Origin of the sequence: Pseudomonas qingdaonensis (assembly GCF_018398475.1) — a bacterium.
In the GTDB taxonomy this organism is placed as follows: domain Bacteria; phylum Pseudomonadota; class Gammaproteobacteria; order Pseudomonadales; family Pseudomonadaceae; genus Aquipseudomonas; species Aquipseudomonas palmensis.
Genome location: NZ_CP074676.1, coordinates 2,021,154 through 2,039,163 on the forward strand (window position 1 = coordinate 2,021,154; position 18,010 = coordinate 2,039,163).

15 protein-coding genes are annotated in these 18,010 nt (G+C 64.5%); 9 read left to right on the forward strand and 6 right to left on the reverse strand.

Annotation, left to right across the window (positions count from 1 at the left end):
- Positions 1-99 precede the first annotated feature (99 nt).
- A complete protein-coding gene (locus KH389_RS09205; protein ID WP_104572892.1) occupies positions 100-1,749 on the reverse strand; it encodes a cyclic peptide export ABC transporter in 1,650 nt (549 codons plus the stop codon).
- A 139-nt stretch (positions 1,750-1,888) separates the two neighbouring features.
- Positions 1,889-2,767 (reverse strand): dihydropyoverdine dehydrogenase, encoded by an 879-nt coding sequence (gene pvdO, locus KH389_RS09210; protein ID WP_104572891.1) that lies wholly within the window; start codon positions 2,765-2,767, stop codon positions 1,889-1,891.
- Positions 2,768-2,956: 189 nt separating this feature from the next.
- On the opposite strand from pvdO, the gene pvdP reads away from it, so the two are divergent.
- Entirely contained in the window at positions 2,957-4,588 is a 1,632-nt protein-coding gene (gene pvdP, locus KH389_RS09215; RefSeq protein ID WP_213607251.1) for a pyoverdine maturation tyrosinase PvdP, read from the forward strand.
- Positions 4,589-4,600: 12 nt separating this feature from the next.
- Here pvdP and KH389_RS09220 read toward each other — a convergent pair whose 3' ends face one another.
- Genes KH389_RS09220 through KH389_RS09230 form a run of 3 tightly spaced genes read right to left on the reverse strand, consistent with a single transcriptional unit; the run spans position 4,601 to position 9,146 of the window.
- The gene (locus KH389_RS09220; protein ID WP_213607252.1) at positions 4,601-5,992 is read right to left on the reverse strand and encodes an efflux transporter outer membrane subunit; all 1,392 of its coding nucleotides are present in this window, start codon (positions 5,990-5,992) and stop codon (positions 4,601-4,603) included.
- Between the two features lie 7 nt (positions 5,993-5,999).
- Positions 6,000-7,967, reverse strand: coding sequence for a MacB family efflux pump subunit (locus KH389_RS09225; RefSeq protein WP_104572888.1), 1,968 nt, complete (start codon positions 7,965-7,967; stop codon positions 6,000-6,002).
- Positions 7,968-9,146, reverse strand: coding sequence for an efflux RND transporter periplasmic adaptor subunit (locus KH389_RS09230; protein ID WP_104572887.1), 1,179 nt, complete (start codon positions 9,144-9,146; stop codon positions 7,968-7,970).
- Positions 9,147-9,401: 255 nt separating this feature from the next.
- Here KH389_RS09230 and KH389_RS09235 point away from each other — a divergent pair, with 255 nt between their 5' ends.
- The 3 genes from KH389_RS09235 (at position 9,402) to KH389_RS09245 (ending at position 11,934) form a co-directional block, all read left to right on the forward strand.
- Positions 9,402-9,878: a sigma-70 family RNA polymerase sigma factor gene (locus tag KH389_RS09235; protein ID WP_213607253.1), complete on the forward strand. Its 477-nt coding sequence runs from the start codon at positions 9,402-9,404 to the stop codon at positions 9,876-9,878.
- Between the two features lie 169 nt (positions 9,879-10,047).
- A complete protein-coding gene (locus tag KH389_RS09240; RefSeq protein ID WP_104572885.1) occupies positions 10,048-10,533 on the forward strand; it encodes a histidine kinase in 486 nt (161 codons plus the stop codon).
- Between the two features lie 84 nt (positions 10,534-10,617).
- Positions 10,618-11,934, forward strand: a complete 1,317-nt coding sequence (locus KH389_RS09245; RefSeq protein ID WP_104572884.1) for an MFS transporter — start codon at positions 10,618-10,620, stop codon at positions 11,932-11,934.
- A gap of 75 nt (positions 11,935-12,009) precedes the next feature.
- On the opposite strand, the gene KH389_RS09250 is transcribed toward KH389_RS09245, so the two are convergent.
- Complete coding sequence (locus KH389_RS09250; RefSeq protein WP_043863152.1) at positions 12,010-13,674, reverse strand: electron transfer flavoprotein-ubiquinone oxidoreductase; 1,665 nt, start codon at positions 13,672-13,674, stop codon at positions 12,010-12,012.
- A gap of 543 nt (positions 13,675-14,217) precedes the next feature.
- On the opposite strand from KH389_RS09250, the gene KH389_RS09255 reads away from it, so the two are divergent.
- The 5 genes from KH389_RS09255 to KH389_RS09275 all read left to right on the forward strand — a co-directional run bounded on the left by KH389_RS09255 (position 14,218) and on the right by KH389_RS09275 (position 17,967).
- Positions 14,218-14,967: an electron transfer flavoprotein subunit beta/FixA family protein gene (locus KH389_RS09255; protein ID WP_043863151.1), complete on the forward strand. Its 750-nt coding sequence runs from the start codon at positions 14,218-14,220 to the stop codon at positions 14,965-14,967.
- On the forward strand, positions 14,968-15,897 hold the full coding sequence (locus KH389_RS09260) for an electron transfer flavoprotein subunit alpha/FixB family protein (protein ID WP_043863150.1): 930 nt from the start codon (positions 14,968-14,970) through the stop codon (positions 15,895-15,897).
- Between the two features lie 94 nt (positions 15,898-15,991).
- Positions 15,992-16,798 carry a substrate-binding periplasmic protein gene (locus KH389_RS09265; RefSeq protein ID WP_244988700.1) on the forward strand — a complete coding sequence of 269 codons (807 nt, stop codon included), beginning with the start codon at positions 15,992-15,994 and terminating at the stop codon, positions 16,796-16,798.
- 9 nt (positions 16,799-16,807) lie between these two features.
- Positions 16,808-17,161, forward strand: a complete 354-nt coding sequence (locus KH389_RS09270) for a DUF4398 domain-containing protein (RefSeq protein WP_043863148.1) — start codon at positions 16,808-16,810, stop codon at positions 17,159-17,161.
- Positions 17,158-17,967, forward strand: coding sequence for an OmpA family protein (locus KH389_RS09275; RefSeq protein ID WP_043863147.1), 810 nt, complete (start codon positions 17,158-17,160; stop codon positions 17,965-17,967). The genes KH389_RS09270 and KH389_RS09275 overlap by 4 nt, the downstream gene beginning before the upstream one ends.
- Positions 17,968-18,010 lie beyond the last annotated feature (43 nt).

Here is an 18,010-nt window from a genome sequence, read left to right on the forward strand (position 1 = left end):
AGAAATTGAGCGTTGTCAGGAAGACGAAGGGCGACGAATGCGATTTAGTTGCAAAGGCGGGCAGCGGCGAGCGGCGGTGCGCTCGCCAGTTCTAGGCATTCAGGCGAAGACTTTTTCGCTGACCACACGACCGCCGTGCATGCGCACCAGTTGGTCGGCCACGTCGAAATAGCGGTCGTCGTGGGAGATCACGATGATGGTCTTGCCCAGGCGTTTGAGATCGGGCAGCAGCTCGGTGTAGAAGATCCGGCGGAAGGTCGGATCCTGGTCGGCGGCCCACTCGTCGAACACCAGCACCGGGCGCCCGTCGAGCCATGCATTGACCAGGGCCAGGCGCTTGCGCTGGCCGGTGGACAGGTCGGTGGTGGTGAAGGCGCCGTCGCGCACGCTGACCTTGTGCGCGATCTCCAGGCGTTCCAGGTACTGCGCGGCATCGTCGGGCAAGGCGCCTTCGCGCTGCACCAGTTCGTCGAACAGGAAGTAGTCGGCAAAGATGGTGGTGAACAGCTGGCGGTAATCGTCCAGGCCAGGCGCATCAACAGCCTTGCCGTTGAGCAGCACCATGCCCTGTTGCGGCGTGTACAGGCCCAGCAGCAGCTTGATCAGGGTGGTCTTGCCGCAGCCGTTCTCGCCGACGATGAACAGGATCTCGCCGGGCTCGATGTTCAGGTTGACCGGCCCCAGGCGGAAGGGCGCGGCGCCGGGTGCCGCCGGGAAGCTGTATTGAACGTCGCGCATTTCCAGGCCCTCGAAGGCGCCTGCGGGCTTTTCTGCAGCGCTGAGCAGCAGGTGTGGCTCGGGCGAGGAGAAGCGCTCGGCCAGGTCGGCGATGCGGCGGAAGGCGATTTGCGCCCGGCTGATGATCGGGATGTTGCCGATCAGGTTCTCCAGTGGGCCTTTCATGTACAGCAGTACCAGCACGAAGCCGCTCAGCGCGGTGGGGTTGCTGGCCGGCCAGAACGCCTGCAGGGCCAGGGCCAGGCCGATGACCACGAAGAACAGCATCGAACCCAGGCTCTTGGCGATCACGAAGATGTTGATGGCGCGTACATGGGTATCGCAGATGAAGTCGGCGGTGCCCTGGATGTTGCGGGTGAACATGGCGTGGCGGCGTGGGCGGTGGATGCGCAGTTCCTTGGCGCCCTCGGCGATTGCCTGGTAGTGCTTCTGCAGGTTGTCCTCGGCGTCGCGCGCGGCATGGAAACCCTTGACGCCGCGGCGCTGGGCAAAGAACTGCACCGCCGAACCGATGCCGATGGCGATCAGGGTCATCAGGCAGATCGGCCAGGACAGCATCGCCAGGTAGCCCAGGCAGCCGATCACCACGGTCAGCGAGATGGCCAGTGGCGCGAACGAAAAGGCGAAATCGCTGATGGTGTCGACGTCGTGGGTCAGCACCGGGATCAGACGGTGGGTACGGTAGCGCTCGATCTGCTCGATCGGTGCGGCGAGCACCTTGGCGCCCAGGTCCTTGCGCAGCTTGGCGATGATTTTCTGGCCGACGTAGTTGCTGCCGATATCGGCCACGATGGTGCTGAGCAGGGCCAGAACGCATAGCCCGGTAAACGCCAGGACCACGCCCTTGCCCATGCCGCCGGCATCGTGCAGGCCCTGGTTGACGGTGGCCAGCAGGGCGGTGACGCTCAGGCCTCCGACGATACCCAGCGCGATCGAGGCGATCACGATGGCGCGGTAAGGCCTGAGCAGGCTGAAGAGTTCGCGAATGGCGCTACGCGGTGCTGCGGTCATGAAACTACCTCGGTCGCGACGTGGCTACGTGCTAAGGGCGAGTGGACCCGCGCACGGCGGGCTGTCTGAAACTGGACGAGTGGATACGCGGGGGATTTAGTGAGGGCGCCGGCGCGGCACCGGCGCCCTGGCCGGTCGGCTACAGGTCGCGCATCACACGAAAGCCCAGCCAGTCGCCGGCGTTGTCCGAACAGCGGTCGTTGCGGTTGCCTGAGCGCGAGAAGATCGGCGCTTCGGTCCAGTCGTTGCCGCGGATGTGCCGGTAGTCGCAGGTGGGGTCGCTCGGCTTGGGGTCGATCCAGGCGCTGCCATCGGTGGGTGCGCCGACGTAATCGTCATGCACGCTGTCGGCGACCCATTCGTAGACGTTGCCGTGCATGTCGTACATGCCGAAGGCGTTGGGGGGGAAGCTGCCCACCGGGGCGGTGAAGCTGAAGCCGTCTTCAGGCCCGTAGGTGTTGGCATGCCTGGCGATGCTGTATTCCTTGCCTTCGTCGAAGGGGAACGGGAAGGGGCCGGTGCTGCCGGCACGTGCGGCGTACTCGCGTACCGACTCGCTGAGCATGCGGTAGGGCTTGCCGGTCTTGTTCGACAGCCAGTCGATGTAGCGCTGCGCTTCGTGCCAGGTCATGCAGACGGCGGGGTGACGCGCGGTGGTCGGGTAGCTGGGGTTGCCGGCGCTGCATTTGCGGCCGGGGCGGTCATCGGCGTCGGGCATCTTGTAGCCGGTGTCGCGCAGAAATGCCTGCCACTGGCCGATGGTCACGGTGAAGCGGCTGACGGCAAATGGCTTGCTGAAGGTCACCTGGTGCAGCGGGCCTTCGTCGGGCTGGCGGCCGACTTCGTCATCAGGGGTGCCCATGGTAAAGCTGCCGCTGGGCAGCACGACCATTTCAGGGCAGTCCTTGCAGTCCTGGAACACCTCGCCCGGGGGCGGTACGGCGGCGTGTGCGGCGGGCATCAGGCAGGCGAGCAGGGCACCAAGGGCCAGTGCGTTGCGCCAGGGGGTCGGGATCATCTGGGGTCTCCATGAGGGGCGGATCGCTGCACGCAGGCAGGGACGGTACGCGGTGTGCTCCCCAGGAAGAACGAGCGCAGGGCCGATTAATTTATCCGGCACCGGGTGTGGCGCCGACACTAAATTTAACCTTCAAGCCTACGTCCTAGCTTGGATAAAGCCTGCTTCCAGGCTGATACAGGTAGGGCAATGACGATATCTCGACGAGGATTTGTCGCAGGCCTGGCACTGACCGGTGCTGCGGTGCCTGCTGCGTTGTACGCGCACAAGGAACTGACGCGACCCGAGCATCCGGTTACCCCGGGGGAAGCCAGGGTCGAGCTGCCGGATACGGCAGGACGCCAGTTGGCCGATCAGTTGCGCGGGGTGTGGAGCCTGCGCCTGGAAGGGCGCGATGCGGGACTGGACGGCCTGGCCACGCATGACCTGGAGGTGTTCATCGACATTGCACCGCGCGGGCGCGCGGTTCGCGGTTTCATCGACACCGCGCAGGCCCTGCGTGCCCCCGCGGCCCCGCGCTACAGCCTGCTGGGCGACCTGGCCACGCCGGGAGCGGGGGAGCTGACGTGGCGCCTTTTCGATCGGGAGCAGGGGCTGCAGCAACCGGTCTACGAATTGAGCATGGTGCTGGATGAGGTGTGGGGTGAATTTGCCAACGCCGGCAGCGGCACGCTTACCGGGCGCATTGCGCGCCTGGACCGCAGCCTTGCCCTGGTACAGCAGGACAACCGTTTTGTCGCCACCCGCAAGCTGTTCCCGGAAGCACGCGAGCGCATCGGCTTGCAGCCGGCCCTGCTGAACTGGCTGATTTCCGACGAGCACAGGTTGTTTCACCAACTCTGGCACGCTTCGCGTGACCAGTGGCACTCGTTACCCGAAGACAAGCGCAATGCTCTGCGCGGGCTTGGCTGGCAGCCCGGAACGCGCGAGCGCGAGCGCGATGCGCGGGGGCCGACCAAGGACCGCAATGGCTCCGGGGTGGATTTTCTGTTCATGCATCGACACATGCTGCAGACCGCGCGGGGGTTGCAGGACCTGCCTTCCTGGCCGCGCTTTCCGGCGCCACAGCCGGAGCTTGAACGCGACCGCCTGGGCTTTGCGCGCTACTTCGACAACCATGATGGCTGTGCGGTGCCGCCAACCTGGCTGGCGCCGGGGGATGCCGAGTACACCCAGTGGGTCAGTGACATCAAGAGTGCCGAGACCTACCACAGCAATTTCGAGGTATGGGAGTCGCAGTACCGCGACCCGCGCTACCTGTCGCGCCTGAGCCTGGGACAGCTGGGCTCGGAGATGGAGCTGGGCCTGCATGACTGGCTGCACATGCGCTGGGCGTCGGTGCCGCGTGACCCGTCCAACGGTGCACCAGTACCCATGGCGCGTGACCTGGACGACTTCTCGGCGCGTTGGTACGGGCCCGAAAACGACTTTCTCGGCGATCCGTTTTCTTCCCATGTGAACCCTGTGTTCTGGCTGTTCCATGGCTGGATCGATGACCGTATCGAAGACTGGTTCCGCGCCCACGAACGCTTCCACCCCGGCCAGGTGACGCGCAACCGGGTCAATGGCGTGCCGTGGTTCGCCAAAGGGCGCTGGGTCGATATCAGGCAGCCCTGGCTGGGCCCTGTGACTCATGGTTGCAGCACCACGCCAGGCCTGCAGCCGGGCAAGAGTGTGGAGATGGACCCGGAGACCATGAAGCTGGCGCTGCGGGTGATCGTCGCCAATACCAAGGACAAGCAGCGTTTCAAGGGGTTGCTGCGCCGGGTGCCGCAACGCCCCTGGTACGCGCGTCACCTGGTGGTCACGCGTCGCACCTGAGGGCAGGTGCAGTCATTGCACCTGCCACCCCCCTCCCACAGCCTTGTACAGGGCGATGCTGGCCTGCAGTCGCTGCAGATGCAGCAGCACGGCCTCGTCCTGGCTTTCGTACAGGCTGCGTTGCGCGTCCAGTACATTGAGCAGCAATTCGGCGCCTGCCTCGTAGCGTGTGCGTGCAATGTCGAAGGCCTGCTGAGCCTGGTTCAGCTCGACGCGCTGCCATTGGCGCTGGCGATCGAGGCCGTCGATGCTGTTGAGGGCCTTTTCGACATCGGCAAATGCGTTGATCAGTTCGCCGCGGTATTTTTCCAGCAGTTCCTGCTGCACGGCGGTGGCCTTGTCACGTTCGGCGCCGAGCCGCCCATTGTTGAAGATCGGCGCACTGAGGCCGGCCGCCAGGCTGTAGAACGGGTTGCGCAGCACGTCGGCGGCGACGTTGGCGCCGGAGCCCAGGCCGGCAGTCAGGGTCAACTTGGGCAGCATCGCGGCGCGCGCCACCTGCACGTCGGCCTTGGCCGCTGCCAGGCGAGCCTCGGCCGCGGCGATGTCTGGCCGGCGGCTGAGCAGGTCGCTGGGCAACCCGGCATCGATGCCAGGGGCGGCGATGCGGTTGAAATCGCTGGCGTGCAGGGTGAGGGCCTGCACCGGCTTGCCCAGCAATGCGGCCAGGGTGATGCGGGCCTCGGTGGCCTGCTGGCGCAGCAATGGCAGCCGGCGCTGCTGCGCAGCGACCAGTACTTGCTGCTGGGCCAGCTCAAGTGCAGTTGCCGAGCCCGCGTTGTACTTGGCGCGTACCACCTCCAGTACCTGCTGGGCGTTGGCCAGGTTGAGGCTGGCGATACGCTGCTGTTCGTCCAGGGCCAGGGCCTGCAGGTAGAAGCTGGCCACGTTGCTGAACAGGGTCAGGGTGACGGTAGCCTGGTCGAACTCGCTGGCCTTGAGGGCCTGCTCGGCACTGTCGCGTGCCGCTGCATTGCCGCCCCAGAAGTCGACCTCGTAGCTGGCGTTGAAGCTGGCGCTGTAGCTGACCGATTCTCGGTCGTTAGTGCTGCTGGAGGTGCCGTAGCCGTTGTGGTGCATCTGTTTTTCGCGATTGCCGGCCAGGGCTGCGCCCACTTCGGGCAGCAGCGTGCCGCCAGCGATGGTGCGCGCCGCACGGGCCTGGCGCACGCGGGCGATGGCAGCGGCAATGTCGTAGCTGCCGCTGTCGGCCTGTGCGATCAGTTGGTCGAGTTCGGGACTGGCAAAGCTGCGCCACCAGGCGAGGTTGCTGTCGCGCACCGCCTGGGTGTTGGCTGACTGCCACTGTTGTGGCGGGGCAAACCCGATGTCCGGCGGGGTGGGTGGAGTGCTGCAGGCACTGAGCAGCAGGGCCAGGCTCAATGCGCTCAAGAGCGGTTTCATCGGAGGTTCATTCACTGGTGAGGGCCTTGACCGGATCGAGACGGGCTGCTTTGCGTGCGGGCATGAAACCGAATACCACGCCGGTGATGACCGCGCAGGTGAATGCGCCAAGCATGGCGCCCAGGGTAAAGGCCACGGCAATGTCGGCCAGCAGCAGGCCGCCGCCGATCAACAGCGCCAGGGCAATGCCGGTGATGCCACCGACCATCGACAGCAGCACCGCCTCGCTGAGGAACTGGCGCAGGATGTCGCGCTGGCGGGCGCCGGTGGCCATGCGGATGCCGATTTCGCGAGTGCGTTCGCGCACGGTCATCAGCATGATGTTCATCACCCCGATGCCGCCCACCAGCAGCGAAATGGCTGCGATTGCGCCCAGCATCAGCGACAGGGTGTTCTGGGTGCGGGCCTCGGCCTGGATCAGCGCCGCATCGTTGGTCAGCTCGAAATCATGCTTGCCGTTGTGCAGGCGGCGCATCAGGTGATCGATGGCCTGCTCGGTTTCCTTGACCCGGCCCGAGTCGACGGCGCCGATGGTGACGTACTCCGGATCGCGGCTGCCGAACAGGCGCACGGCAGCGGCGGAGTAGGGCACCACGATGCGGCCATCGCTGTCCTGGTTGCCGGAGCTGGAACCTTTTTCGGCGAGTATGCCGATGACCTGGAAGGGCACGTTGCCGATCAGGATGTACTGGCCAATAGGGTCGCCGGCATCCTTGAGGAGTTTTTCCCTGACCTTGTGACCGATCACCGCGACGGCTGCGGCAGCATGTTCGTCAGCGTCGGTGAAAAAGCTGCCTTCGACCACCGGCCAGTTGAAGATCTCGGGGAAGTGGGTGTTGTTGCCGCCGACGTAGAAGCGCTGGTTGCTGTTGCCGTAACGCACCGTCAGTTCGCTGCCGATGACCGGCATGATCATCTTCACCTGCGGCAACTGCGCCACTGCTGCCACATCGTCGAGGGTCACCACTCCGGCGGGGGCGTTGTGCGTCGGCTCGCTGCCGCTGAGGTAAAGGATGTTGGAGCCGAAGGCGGCCATCTGCGCCATGACCTGGCGCTTGCTGCCTTCGCCGACGGCCAGCATCACCACCACCGAGGCCACGCCGATGACGATGCCGAGCAGGGTCAGGGCGGTGCGGAAGCGGTTGATCCACATCAGGCGCCAGGCGGCCTGCAGGGCTTCGATGAGCTCGCCTTTCCAGGCCCCGCTCTGGGTGGCGCCGCGGTCCAGGCGCTGGCGCAGGTCGTCTGCATTCAGGCTGGCCACCGCTGCGCGCGCTGGCGCCGCCGCGTTGGCCGAGTCGCTTAGGATCAGGCCGTCGCGGATCTCGATGATGCGCTTGGCGCGCGCGGCGACTTCGCGGTCATGGGTGATCAGGATCACGACGTGGCCCTGGCCTGCCAGTTCGTCGAGCAGGCTCATCACTTCGGCGCCGCTCTGGCTGTCGAGGGCGCCGGTGGGTTCGTCGGCCAGGATGATGTGGCCGCCGTTCATCAGCGCGCGGGCAATCGAGACGCGTTGTTGCTGACCGCCGGACAGCTGGTGCGGACGGTTGCCCGTGCGGGTGGCCAGGCCCAGTCGGGCCAGCAGCCCGGCCGCGCGGGCATGGCGCTCGGCGGCAGGGGTACCGGCGTAGATTGCCGGCATCTCGACGTTTTCCTGGGCCGACCCGGAGGCGATCAGGTGGTAGCCCTGGAACACGAAGCCGAAGGCTTCGCGACGGATCCAGGCCAGTTCGTCGCTGTCCAGTTCGGCGACATCCTTGCCGGCAAAGTAGTACTGGCCGCTGGTGGGGCGGTCGAGGCAGCCCAGGATGTTCATCAGGGTCGACTTGCCCGAGCCCGAAGCCCCGACGATGGCAACGAACTCACCGGGCTGGATGGCCAGGCTGATACCGCGTACCACCTCGACCTTGGGCGTGTCGATGCCGCCGTAGGATTTGCGTATGTCGCGCAGTTCGATCAGGGGCGTGGACATTCAGCCTCCACTGGCGGCGGGCGCGCCGATCAGCAGGGTGTCGCCCTCGGCCAGGCCTTCGAGGATCTGCACGCGCAGGCGATCGCTGAGGCCGGCGCGAACCTGGCGTTGCTCGACCTTGCCGTTGGGGTGCAGTACCTGGACCAGGCGCATGTCGTTTTGCCGGGCATCGGGCTCCAGCGCCACGATCGGGGCAGTGAGCACGTTGCTGGCCTGGCCGGCGACGAAGAACACCTGGGCGGTCATTTCCGCCATCAGGGAATTGTCGACGTTGTCCACGTCCAGCAGGACGGTATACAGCACGACCTTGCCCCCACCGCCGGAGGCGCTGGAGCTGGTGGGGCTGCCACCGCCCTGGCTGATCTGGTCGAGCGGCTTGGGCGGTACCGGCAGGATCTGGCGCACGGTGCTGCTCCAGCGGCGCTTGCCGCCGGCCAGGGTGGTGAAGTAGGCCTGCATGCCGGGTTTGACGTTGCCGATGTCGGCCTCCGAGACCTCAGCCCATACGGTCATCGGCGACAGCTTGGCGATGCGCAGGATCAGCGGTGTTTGCTGCTGCGCGTTGAGTGTCTGGCCCTCACGCGCATCCACGGCGACCACCGTGCCGGACATCGGCGCGTAGATACGCGTGTAGCCCAGCTCTGCCTCGTCGCTGCGCAGGCTGGCCTGGGCCTGCAGGATCTGCGCCTGGAACATGCCGATGCGTGCCTGGGTGACTTTCAGTTGTGCCTGTGCGGTCTGCACATCCTCTTCGCGGGTAGCGCCGCTGGCGGCCAGTTGCTGCTGGCGCTTGAGCTGATGCTCGGCCAGGGTGTACTGGGCGCGCTGCTCCTGCAGCTGGGCCTTGAGGTTCTCGATCGAATAGCGGCCTGCATCGAGGCGTGCCTTCTGGGTCGAAGGGTCGATCTCGACCAGCAGTTGGCCTTCCTCGACGTGGTCTCCGGTTTCCACATGCAACTTGCGGATCTGTCCCGAGGCCTGGGCGCCGACATCGACATAGCGGCGTGGCTGCAGGGTGCCGAGTGCTGTCACGCTGCTTTCGATGTCGGCGCGGGTGACCTTGATGGTGTTCGAGGGCTCACCACCCAATGGCAGGGTTTGCCAGGCCGCCAGGCTGCCGGCGGCGAGCAGGCCGAGGCCGCAGAGCAACAGGCGGCGATTTTTCGTAAGACGTGTCATGCGGGCTTCCAGCCAGAAGGGTTGACCCGCGAGTTGCTGGCGTAGACAGCGCAGGCACGGGGGCTCCTCGTTAGACGAGCTATATGCGCAGGAATTTACCGGCGCACATTCAGGGTTGCAGGCCGTGCAGTCGGGTAATCTGCGAGGCGTGACGGAGGTTGCTGAGAATAATAATAATTTGTATTGTTGCCTACTGGCTTCACCCTGATTCTCCATTCTCGGCGCTTTAGCGCCGAATCCTGGCCAGGTGTCGTTTTGGAAAACTACTATCGCGAACTGGTGAGCTTTCTGTGTGTTCGGCTGGGCAGTCGCCAGGCGGCCGAGGACGTGGCCCACGACGCTTATGTGCGAGTGCTCGAGCGACATGGCGAACAGCAGATCGAGTATCCGCGGGCCTTTCTCTACCGTACCGCGCTGAATCTGGTGATCGACGACCATCGGCGTAGTCAGGTGCGGCACAACGAGCCGCTGGAAGTGCTCGACACCGACGAGGCATTCCGTTCGCCGGCGCCCTGCCAGCGCATGGACATGGATCGCCGACTGGAGCTGATGCAGCAGGCGTTGGGGGAACTAAGCCCTGGGTGCCGGGACAGTTTCCTTCTACGCAAGCTGGAGGGGTTTTCTCACCAGCAAATTGCCGAAAGACTCGGAATTTCTCGCAGTCTGGTGGAAAAAAATATCGTCAATGCCATGAAGCATTGCCGGGCGCGGATGCGCCAAAATTCCGTCTGATGCACTGGTCAGCAACAAACAATTGAGGCTGCGCCTTGATTTCCCGGCATTTCCCTACAACTATCTATCAGATCCGTCACCTGACGTAATGCCTGTCGCAGCCTGAGGTTTATCGTGGCGTAGTAGCGGTCAAGGAATGTCTTCCATGCTCTCTATCCAGGCCCTTCCGATGCCCGACAAGTCCATGCGAATCCTGATTGCCGATGAGCACCCCATCCAACTGCTGCAGTTGGAGAAGATGCTCAACGGCCTGGGGTATTACCGGATTGCCCCTGTCGAGACCTTCGACGACCTGCAGCGCCTGGTGCAGAACGCGCTTTTGCCGTTCAGTCTGCTGGTCGGAAATATCGACCTGGCCAGCCACGTGGGGGTCGATCTGGAGCGGTTCTGTCGCGTGAGTACGCAGATCCAGCATGTGCTGCTGTATGAGTCGCAACACCTTCGCGTACCTGCGGTGCCTGCTGGCCAGCGTCAGGCGGTGAGCGTCAGCCTGCCCAAGGTGCCCGACAACGAGGCCCTGCAGTCCTTCATGGCTATCATCGATGCCCCACTGCTGCTGGGGCAGTTGCCCAACCCCGGGTACAGGCCTGCTGGTAACGCGCCCCCCATGCGCCGCCTGAACATGGGGCATACGGTGTTCCCTCGCGAGGCCTGAGCCGTTCGCCGCTTTTTGGTATGCTCTGCGCCTGTCCTGGCGCGCCTTGCTGCGCGCAGTGAGCCTATCGAAGCGGATGCCTTTATGACTGCCACCAACCCTGCGCGCCCGCTGCGGCTTTCGCGCGACGACCACAAGACCCTGGGCCTGGCGGCGCTGGGCGGTGCGCTGGAGATCTACGATTTCATCATCTTCGTGTTCTTCGCGCTGACCCTGAGCCAGCTGTTCTTCCCGCCCGAGATGCCGGAGTGGCTGCGTCTGCTGCAGAGCTTCGGGATCTTCGTCACCGGGTACCTGGCGCGGCCGCTGGGCGGCATCCTGATGGCGCATTTTGCCGATCACCTGGGGCGCAAGAAGGTCTTCAGCCTGAGCATCCTGATGATGGCGCTGCCGTGCCTGCTGATCGGGGTGATGCCAACCTATGCCGACATCGGCTACGCGGCGCCGCTGATCCTGCTGGGCCTGCGCATTCTGCAGGGCGCGGCGGTGGGCGGCGAGGTGCCAAGTGCCTGGACCTTCGTCGCCGAGCATGCGCCGGCCGGGCGGCGGGGCTATGCGCTGGGTTTTCTGCAGGCCGGGCTGACGTTCGGCTACCTGCTGGGCGCGCTGACCGCCACGGCGCTGGCCCAGGTGTTCACCGCCCAGGAGATTCTGGACTACGCCTGGCGCTATCCATTCTTGCTGGGCGGGGTGTTCGGCGTGATCGGGGTGTGGCTGCGCCGCTGGCTGAGCGAGACGCCGGTGTTCCTGGCGCTGCGCGAGCGGCGTGAACAACCGGTGGCCTTCCCGCTGCGCACGGTGCTGCGCGAGCACCGCCGCGCGCTGGTGCCGGCGGCCCTGCTGACCTGCGTGCTGACCTCGGCGGTGGTGGTGCTGGTGGTGATTACCCCGACGGTGATGCAGCAGCGCTTCGGCATGAGCGCGGCCGACACCTTCGCCCTGAGCGCGCTGGGTATCGTGTTCTTGAACATCGGTTGCGTGCTGGCCGGCTTGCTGGTGGACCGGGTAGGTGCCTGGCGCGCGCTGATGGTCTACAGCCTGTTGCTGCCGTTGGGAGTGGGGGCGCTGTATGCCAGCCTGATCGGCGGCTGGGGCTGGACCGGGGTGGCCTATGCGCTGGCAGGGCTGGCCTGTGGTGTGGTGGGGGTGGTGCCGTCGGTGATGGTCGGGCTGTTTCCGCCGGCCATTCGCGTGTCGGGGATTTCCTTTACCTACAACCTGGCCTATGCGCTGTGGGCCAGCACCACGCCGCTTATGCTGATTGCGCTGATGCCGTGGAGCCCATGGGTGTGTGTGGGGTTCTGCCTGCTGATGGGCACGGTGGGCCTGCTCACGGCGGTGTACTTCAGTGCGCGGGAGGACCTGCGGGCCGGGGATGAACTGGTGTTGGCGAAGGTGTGAGGCCGTTTGCTCGAACGCCTTCACGAAAAAGCCCCCAGCGCCGCAAGGCGTGGGGGCTTTTTTTGTGGGCGGTACTTACATGTTCGGGTAAGTCGGGCCGCCAGCACCTTCCGGGGTCACCCAGGTGATGTTCTGCGAAGGGTCCTTGATGTCACAGGTCTTGCAGTGCACGCAGTTCTGGGCGTTGATCTGGAAGCGCTTGCTGCCGTCTTCCTGGCTGATCACCTCGTATACGCCGGCCGGGCAGTAGCGCTGCGCCGGTTCGTCGTACAACGGCAGGTTGGTGCCGATCGGGATGCTCGGGTCGGTCAGCTTCAGGTGGCACGGCTGCTCTTCTTCATGGTTGGTGCTGGAGAGGAACACCGAGCTCAGCTTGTCGAAGCTCAACTTGCCATCGGGCTTGGGGTAATCGATCTTCTTCGAGTCGGCCGCCAGCTTGAGGCAGGCGTAGTCCGGCTTGGTGTCGTGCAGGGTGAACGGCAGCTTGCCGCCGAACCAGTTCTGGTCGACATAGTTGAATGCCGCGCCGAGCATCGGGCCGAACTTGTGCATCGCCGGGCCGAAGTTGCGGCTGGCGAACAGTTCTTCGTACAGCCAGCTGGCCTTGAAGCCGTCGACGTAGGCGGTCAGTTCGTCGCCACCCTCGCTACCGGCCAGCAGCGCATCGGCCACCGCTTCGGCTGCGAGCATGCCGGACTTCATGGCGGTGTGGCTGCCCTTGATCTTGGCCACGTTCATGGTGCCCAGGTCGCAGCCGATCAGCGCGCCGCCCTTGAATACCATTTTCGGCAGCGAGTTCAGGCCGCCCTTGGCCAGGGCACGGGCGCCATAGCTGATGCGCTTGCCACCCTCCAGGTACTGGGCGAGCACCGGGTGGTGCTTGAGGCGCTGGAACTCGTCGAACGGGGAGAGGTAGGCGTTGGCATACGACAGGTCGACGATCAGGCCGACCACCACCTGGTTGTTTTCCAGGTGATACAGGAACGAGCCACCGGTGTTCTCGGTGCTCATCACGTCCAGCGGCCAGCCGGCGGTGTGGATCACCAGGCCTTGCTGGTGCTTGGCCGGGTCGATTTCCCAGATTTCCTTGAGGCCGATGCCGTAGTGCTGCACGTCGCTGGCGTTGTCCAGGTCGAAGCGCTTGATCAGTTGCTTGCCGATATGCCCACGGCAGCCTTCGGCGAACAGCGTGTACTTGCCGCGCAGTTCCATGCCGGGGGTGTATACGCCTTCCTTGGGGTTGCCTTCGCGGTCGACACCAAGGTCGCCGGTGATGATCCCGCGGACCACGCCGTTTTCATCGAACAGCGCTTCCTGGGCAGCGAAGCCTGGGTAGACTTCCACGCCCAGGTTCTCGGCCTGCTGGGCCAGCCAGCGGCACAGGTTGCCCAGCGAGATGATGTAGTTGCCTTCGTTGTGCATGGTCTTGGGCACGAACAGATCGGGCACCTTGACCGAGCTGCTGGCGTCGCGCAGCACGTAGATGTCGTCGCGCTTGACCTCGGTGTTCAGTGGCGCGCCGAGTTCTTTCCAGTCCGGGAACAGTTCGTTCAGGGCACGCGGCTCGAACACCGCACCGGAGAGAATGTGTGCACCGACCTCGGAGCCTTTCTCGACCACGCAGACGCTGATTTCATTACCGGCTTCGGCGGCCTTCTGCTTCAGTCGGCAGGCGGCGGACAGGCCTGCCGGGCCAGCGCCGACGATGACCACGTCGAATTCCATGTATTCGCGTTCCACAGGTTCTCTCCTACTCAAGGCTCATCGGTTTTTCTTTGTTGGCGGGTGTCAGGCGGTCATTTCGAAGTACCCGGGTGTGTAGCTCGGGTGATGACGGACTACACCGCTTTCTCTTGGCCGCGCATTATATCTACACCACTTGCGAGGTCCAATACAAACGTTTGTTTGAATTTGCCGCAGCCCAGTAAAATCAAAGACGCACGGCTTGAAGCTGGCTGGTTTGCCGTATTGACCGGATTGGGCGTTACGGTCAAGATACGGGCGGTTTTACGCTCGCCGTAGGCTGACCGTCGGATGCAGGAGCACCCCTAAAAACCAGGCAAAAAGCAGGGCAGTTACGCCAGGACCCGCCTTTGTAGTGGAGTTTACACGCCACGACAAACAATGACCCACGGGTTTTGCGCGCAAGCGTCGAGAACAGACTGCACAGTCAGTTGAGTTTCACCTGCTCGCGTTCGTTTTTGGAGGTGCCCTTGTACCCACGCGCAATCGCCCGGTTCTGCCCAGGCGACATTCTTTTCACCGGAGAGTAACGAGGAATCCATGAAGGTTCTTGTAGCTGTCAAACGAGTGGTCGACTATAACGTCAAGGTTCGCGTCAAGGCGGACAACTCCGGCGTAGACCTTGCTAACGTCAAGATGTCCATGAACCCCTTCTGCGAAATCGCCGTAGAAGAAGCCGTGCGCCTGAAAGAGAAGGGCGTGGCGAGCGAAATCGTCGTCGTTACCGTCGGCCCGGCCACTGCCCAGGAGCAGCTGCGTACCGCCCTGGCACTGGGTGCCGACCGCGCCGTGCTGGTCGAGTCGGCTGAAGAGCTGACCTCGCTGGCCGTGGCCAAGCTGCTCAAGGCTGTGGTCGACAAGGAGCAGCCGCAGCTGGTCATCCTTGGCAAGCAGGCCATCGACAGCGACAACAACCAGACCGGCCAGATGCTGGCTGCGCTGACCGGCTATGCCCAGGGTACTTTCGCCTCCAAGGTGGAAGTGGCCGGCGACAAGGTCAACGTCACCCGTGAAATCGATGGCGGCCTGCAGACCGTTGCTCTGAACCTGCCGGCCATCGTGACCACCGACCTGCGTCTGAACGAGCCGCGCTATGCGTCGCTGCCGAACATCATGAAGGCCAAGAAGAAGCCGCTGGAGACTGTGACTCCGGACGCGCTGGGCGTTTCCACCGCCTCTACCAACAAGACCCTGAAAGTCGAAGCGCCAGCAGCACGCAGCGCTGGTATCAAGGTCAAGTCGGTGGCTGAACTGGTCGAGAAACTGAAGAACGAGGCGAAGGTAATCTAAATGACTATCCTGGTTATCGCTGAACACGAAAACGGCGCCGTTGCCCCGGCGACCCTGAACACCGTTGCTGCCGCCGCGAAAATCGGTGGCGATATCCACGTACTGGTCGCTGGCCAGAACGTGGGTGGCGTTGCCGAAGCTGCCGCGAAAATCGCTGGCGTGGCCAAGGTGCTGGTAGCCGACAACGCTGCCTATGCGCACCAGCTGCCGGAAAACGTCGCGCCGCTGGTGGCCGAGCTTGGCAAGGCCTACAGCCACGTGCTGGCACCAGCCACCTCCAACGGCAAGAACATCCTGCCGCGCGTTGCCGCGCTGCTGGACGTCGACCAGATCTCCGAGATCATCGCGGTCGAGTCGGCGGACACCTTCAAGCGTCCGATCTACGCCGGTAACGCCATTGCCACCGTGCAATCGAGCGCTGCGGTCAAGGTCATCACCGTGCGTGCCACCGGCTTCGACGCCGTTGCCGCCGAAGGTGGTTCGGCTGCTGTCGAAGCGGTTGGCGCTGCCCACGATGCGGGCAAGTCGGCATTTGTCGGCGAAGAGCTGGCCAAGTCCGATCGTCCTGAGCTGACCGCTGCCAAGATCGTCGTTTCCGGCGGTCGCGGCATGCAGAACGGCGACAACTTCAAGCACCTGTACGCGCTGGCCGACAAGCTCGGCGCCGCCGTGGGTGCTTCGCGCGCCGCGGTCGACGCAGGCTTCGTGCCCAACGACATGCAGGTCGGCCAGACCGGCAAGATCGTTGCGCCGCAGCTGTACATCGCCGTCGGCATCTCCGGCGCGATCCAGCACCTGGCCGGCATGAAGGACTCCAAGGTGATCGTTGCGATCAACAAGGACGAAGAGGCGCCGATCTTCCAGGTGGCCGACTACGGCCTGGTCGCCGACCTGTTCGAAGCCGTACCTGAGCTGGAGAAGCTGGTTTAATCCAGCCGCTTCACTTATAAAGAGCCCGGTCTTTTGATCGGGCTTTTTTATTTCGCGACGCAAGGGAGGCATGTGCATGGGGTGGCTTGGCCGAATGGCGATGGCAGGATTGCTGGGGTTTGCCTGCTTGCCCACGGCGGCGCTGGCGGTGGGCAAGTGCGAGCGTCTGGTGGCGACCGGCAGCCCCGATGCGCCGCCCTATGCCTGGCGCGACCCGCAGGACCCCAGGCACCTGATTGGCGCCAACGTCGACCTGCTCAAGCAGGTGGCGACGGAGCTTGGGCTGAAGGTCGAGGTGCTGTACGCAGGCAAGCGCAACGAGGCGCAGGATGAAGTGCGCAGCGGACGCATGGACCTGCTGGTGGATGCGCCGCTGGCCACTGAAGACCTGACCCGCGTCGACTTCATCCACCCGGCGCTGCTGCAGAACGACTACCTGGTGTGGACCCGGCACGACTCCACGCTGGCCTACGACGGCCTGGCCGATCTGCACCAGCACCAGGGCGCGATCTCGGAGAAGGCCAGGCTGACCCCGGCGTTCGCCCAGTTTGCCAAGGACCAGTTGAAGCTGGCGCCGGCGCAGAACCTGACCCAGGCATTCCAGAAGCTTTTGCTTGGCCAGGTCGACTATGTGCTGGCCGGGCGTTACGCCGGCATGGCCATGGCGCAGACCCTTGGCATGGCCAACGACCTGATCGCCCGCGGCCTGCCGCTGGATCGCCCGGGGCTGTACCTGGCGCTGTCGCACAATTCGGCGTGCAATGACGCCTGGTTGCGCGGACAGCTGGCCAAAAAACTGACAGAATTGCCGGCCTCAGGCGTGCCTCAGGCAGTACTGCAACGCAATGTCGAGCGCTGGAAGGCGCAGCTGCAGCAACCGCTCGACGCCCCCAAACAGTAGGAAGATTGTGTGAGAACTCAACCGCTTTTCGCTGCCATGGCGTTACTGGCCCTGGCCGGTTGCGCTGCCGACCCGGCGCCCCACGAGCAGATGCGCCTGTCCGAACAGGCGCTGGAGCAGGCCAAGGCCGTCGGTGCCACCGACGAAGTGGCCGAGCTGAAGCTGGCCGAAGACAAGCTTGCCCGCGCCCGCAGCAACATGGCCAGCGAGTCGTACCGTGATGCGCGGCTGCGCGCCGAGCAGGCCGAGCTTGATGCGCGGCTGGCCGAAGCCCGGGTGCTGACCCTCAAGAGTCAGGAGCAGCTGTCGCTGCTGCAATCGCGGGTCAATCGTCTGCGCAAGCAGTTGGGGGAGCAACAGTGAGTTCGATCAAGCCCTTGGTGGCCGTGTTGTGTGCAGGTGTGCTGGGGTTGCAGGGCTGCGCCAGCGAGCGCAGCGAAACCGCCCTCGACCAGGCCGCCGCCAGTTTCCAGGCAGTGAAGGACGATTCCAATGTGCTGCGCAGTGCGCCGCGTGACGTGATCCGCGCCGGCGAGTCGCTGGCCCGTGCCGAGCGGTTGTCCAGCTACGTGGGCAGTGGTGCGGACGTGCGCCATTACGCCTACCTGAGTCAGCGCTACAGCGAGATTGCCCGCGAGCACAGCAACCTGGTGCTCAATCAGGAGCGCCTGGCCAAGCTCGAACTGGAGCGCCAGCGCCTGCAACTGGCCCTGCGCGAAGCCAAGCTGGTCAGCGTGCAGCAGCAGGGCAAATGGCTGGAGGCGCAGATCGTCAGCCTGGCCACGACCCAGAGCGACCGTGGCCTGGTGATGACCCTGGGTGACGTGCTGTTCGATACCGGGCAGGCCGAATTGAAGAACTCCGCCAGCCGTACCGTGCTCAAGCTGGTGCAGTTTCTGCAGCTCAACCCCCGGCGCGTTGTGCGCATCGAGGGGTATACCGACAGCACCGGCACTCCCGAGGACAACCTGACGCTGTCGCGTGATCGTGCGCAGGCCGTGGCGGACATGCTGGTCGACCTGGGCGTCGACGAAAAACGCATCCAGGTCGAAGGCTATGGCGACCAGTACCCGATCGAGGCCAATGCCTCGGAGCGGGGCAGGGCGCAGAACCGTCGGGTGGAGATCGTGTTTTCCGACGAGAAAGGCCACCTGGGCGCGCCGCGCTGAGGTCGAGGTAAACAAAAACCGGTGATAGTCACCGGTTTTTTTA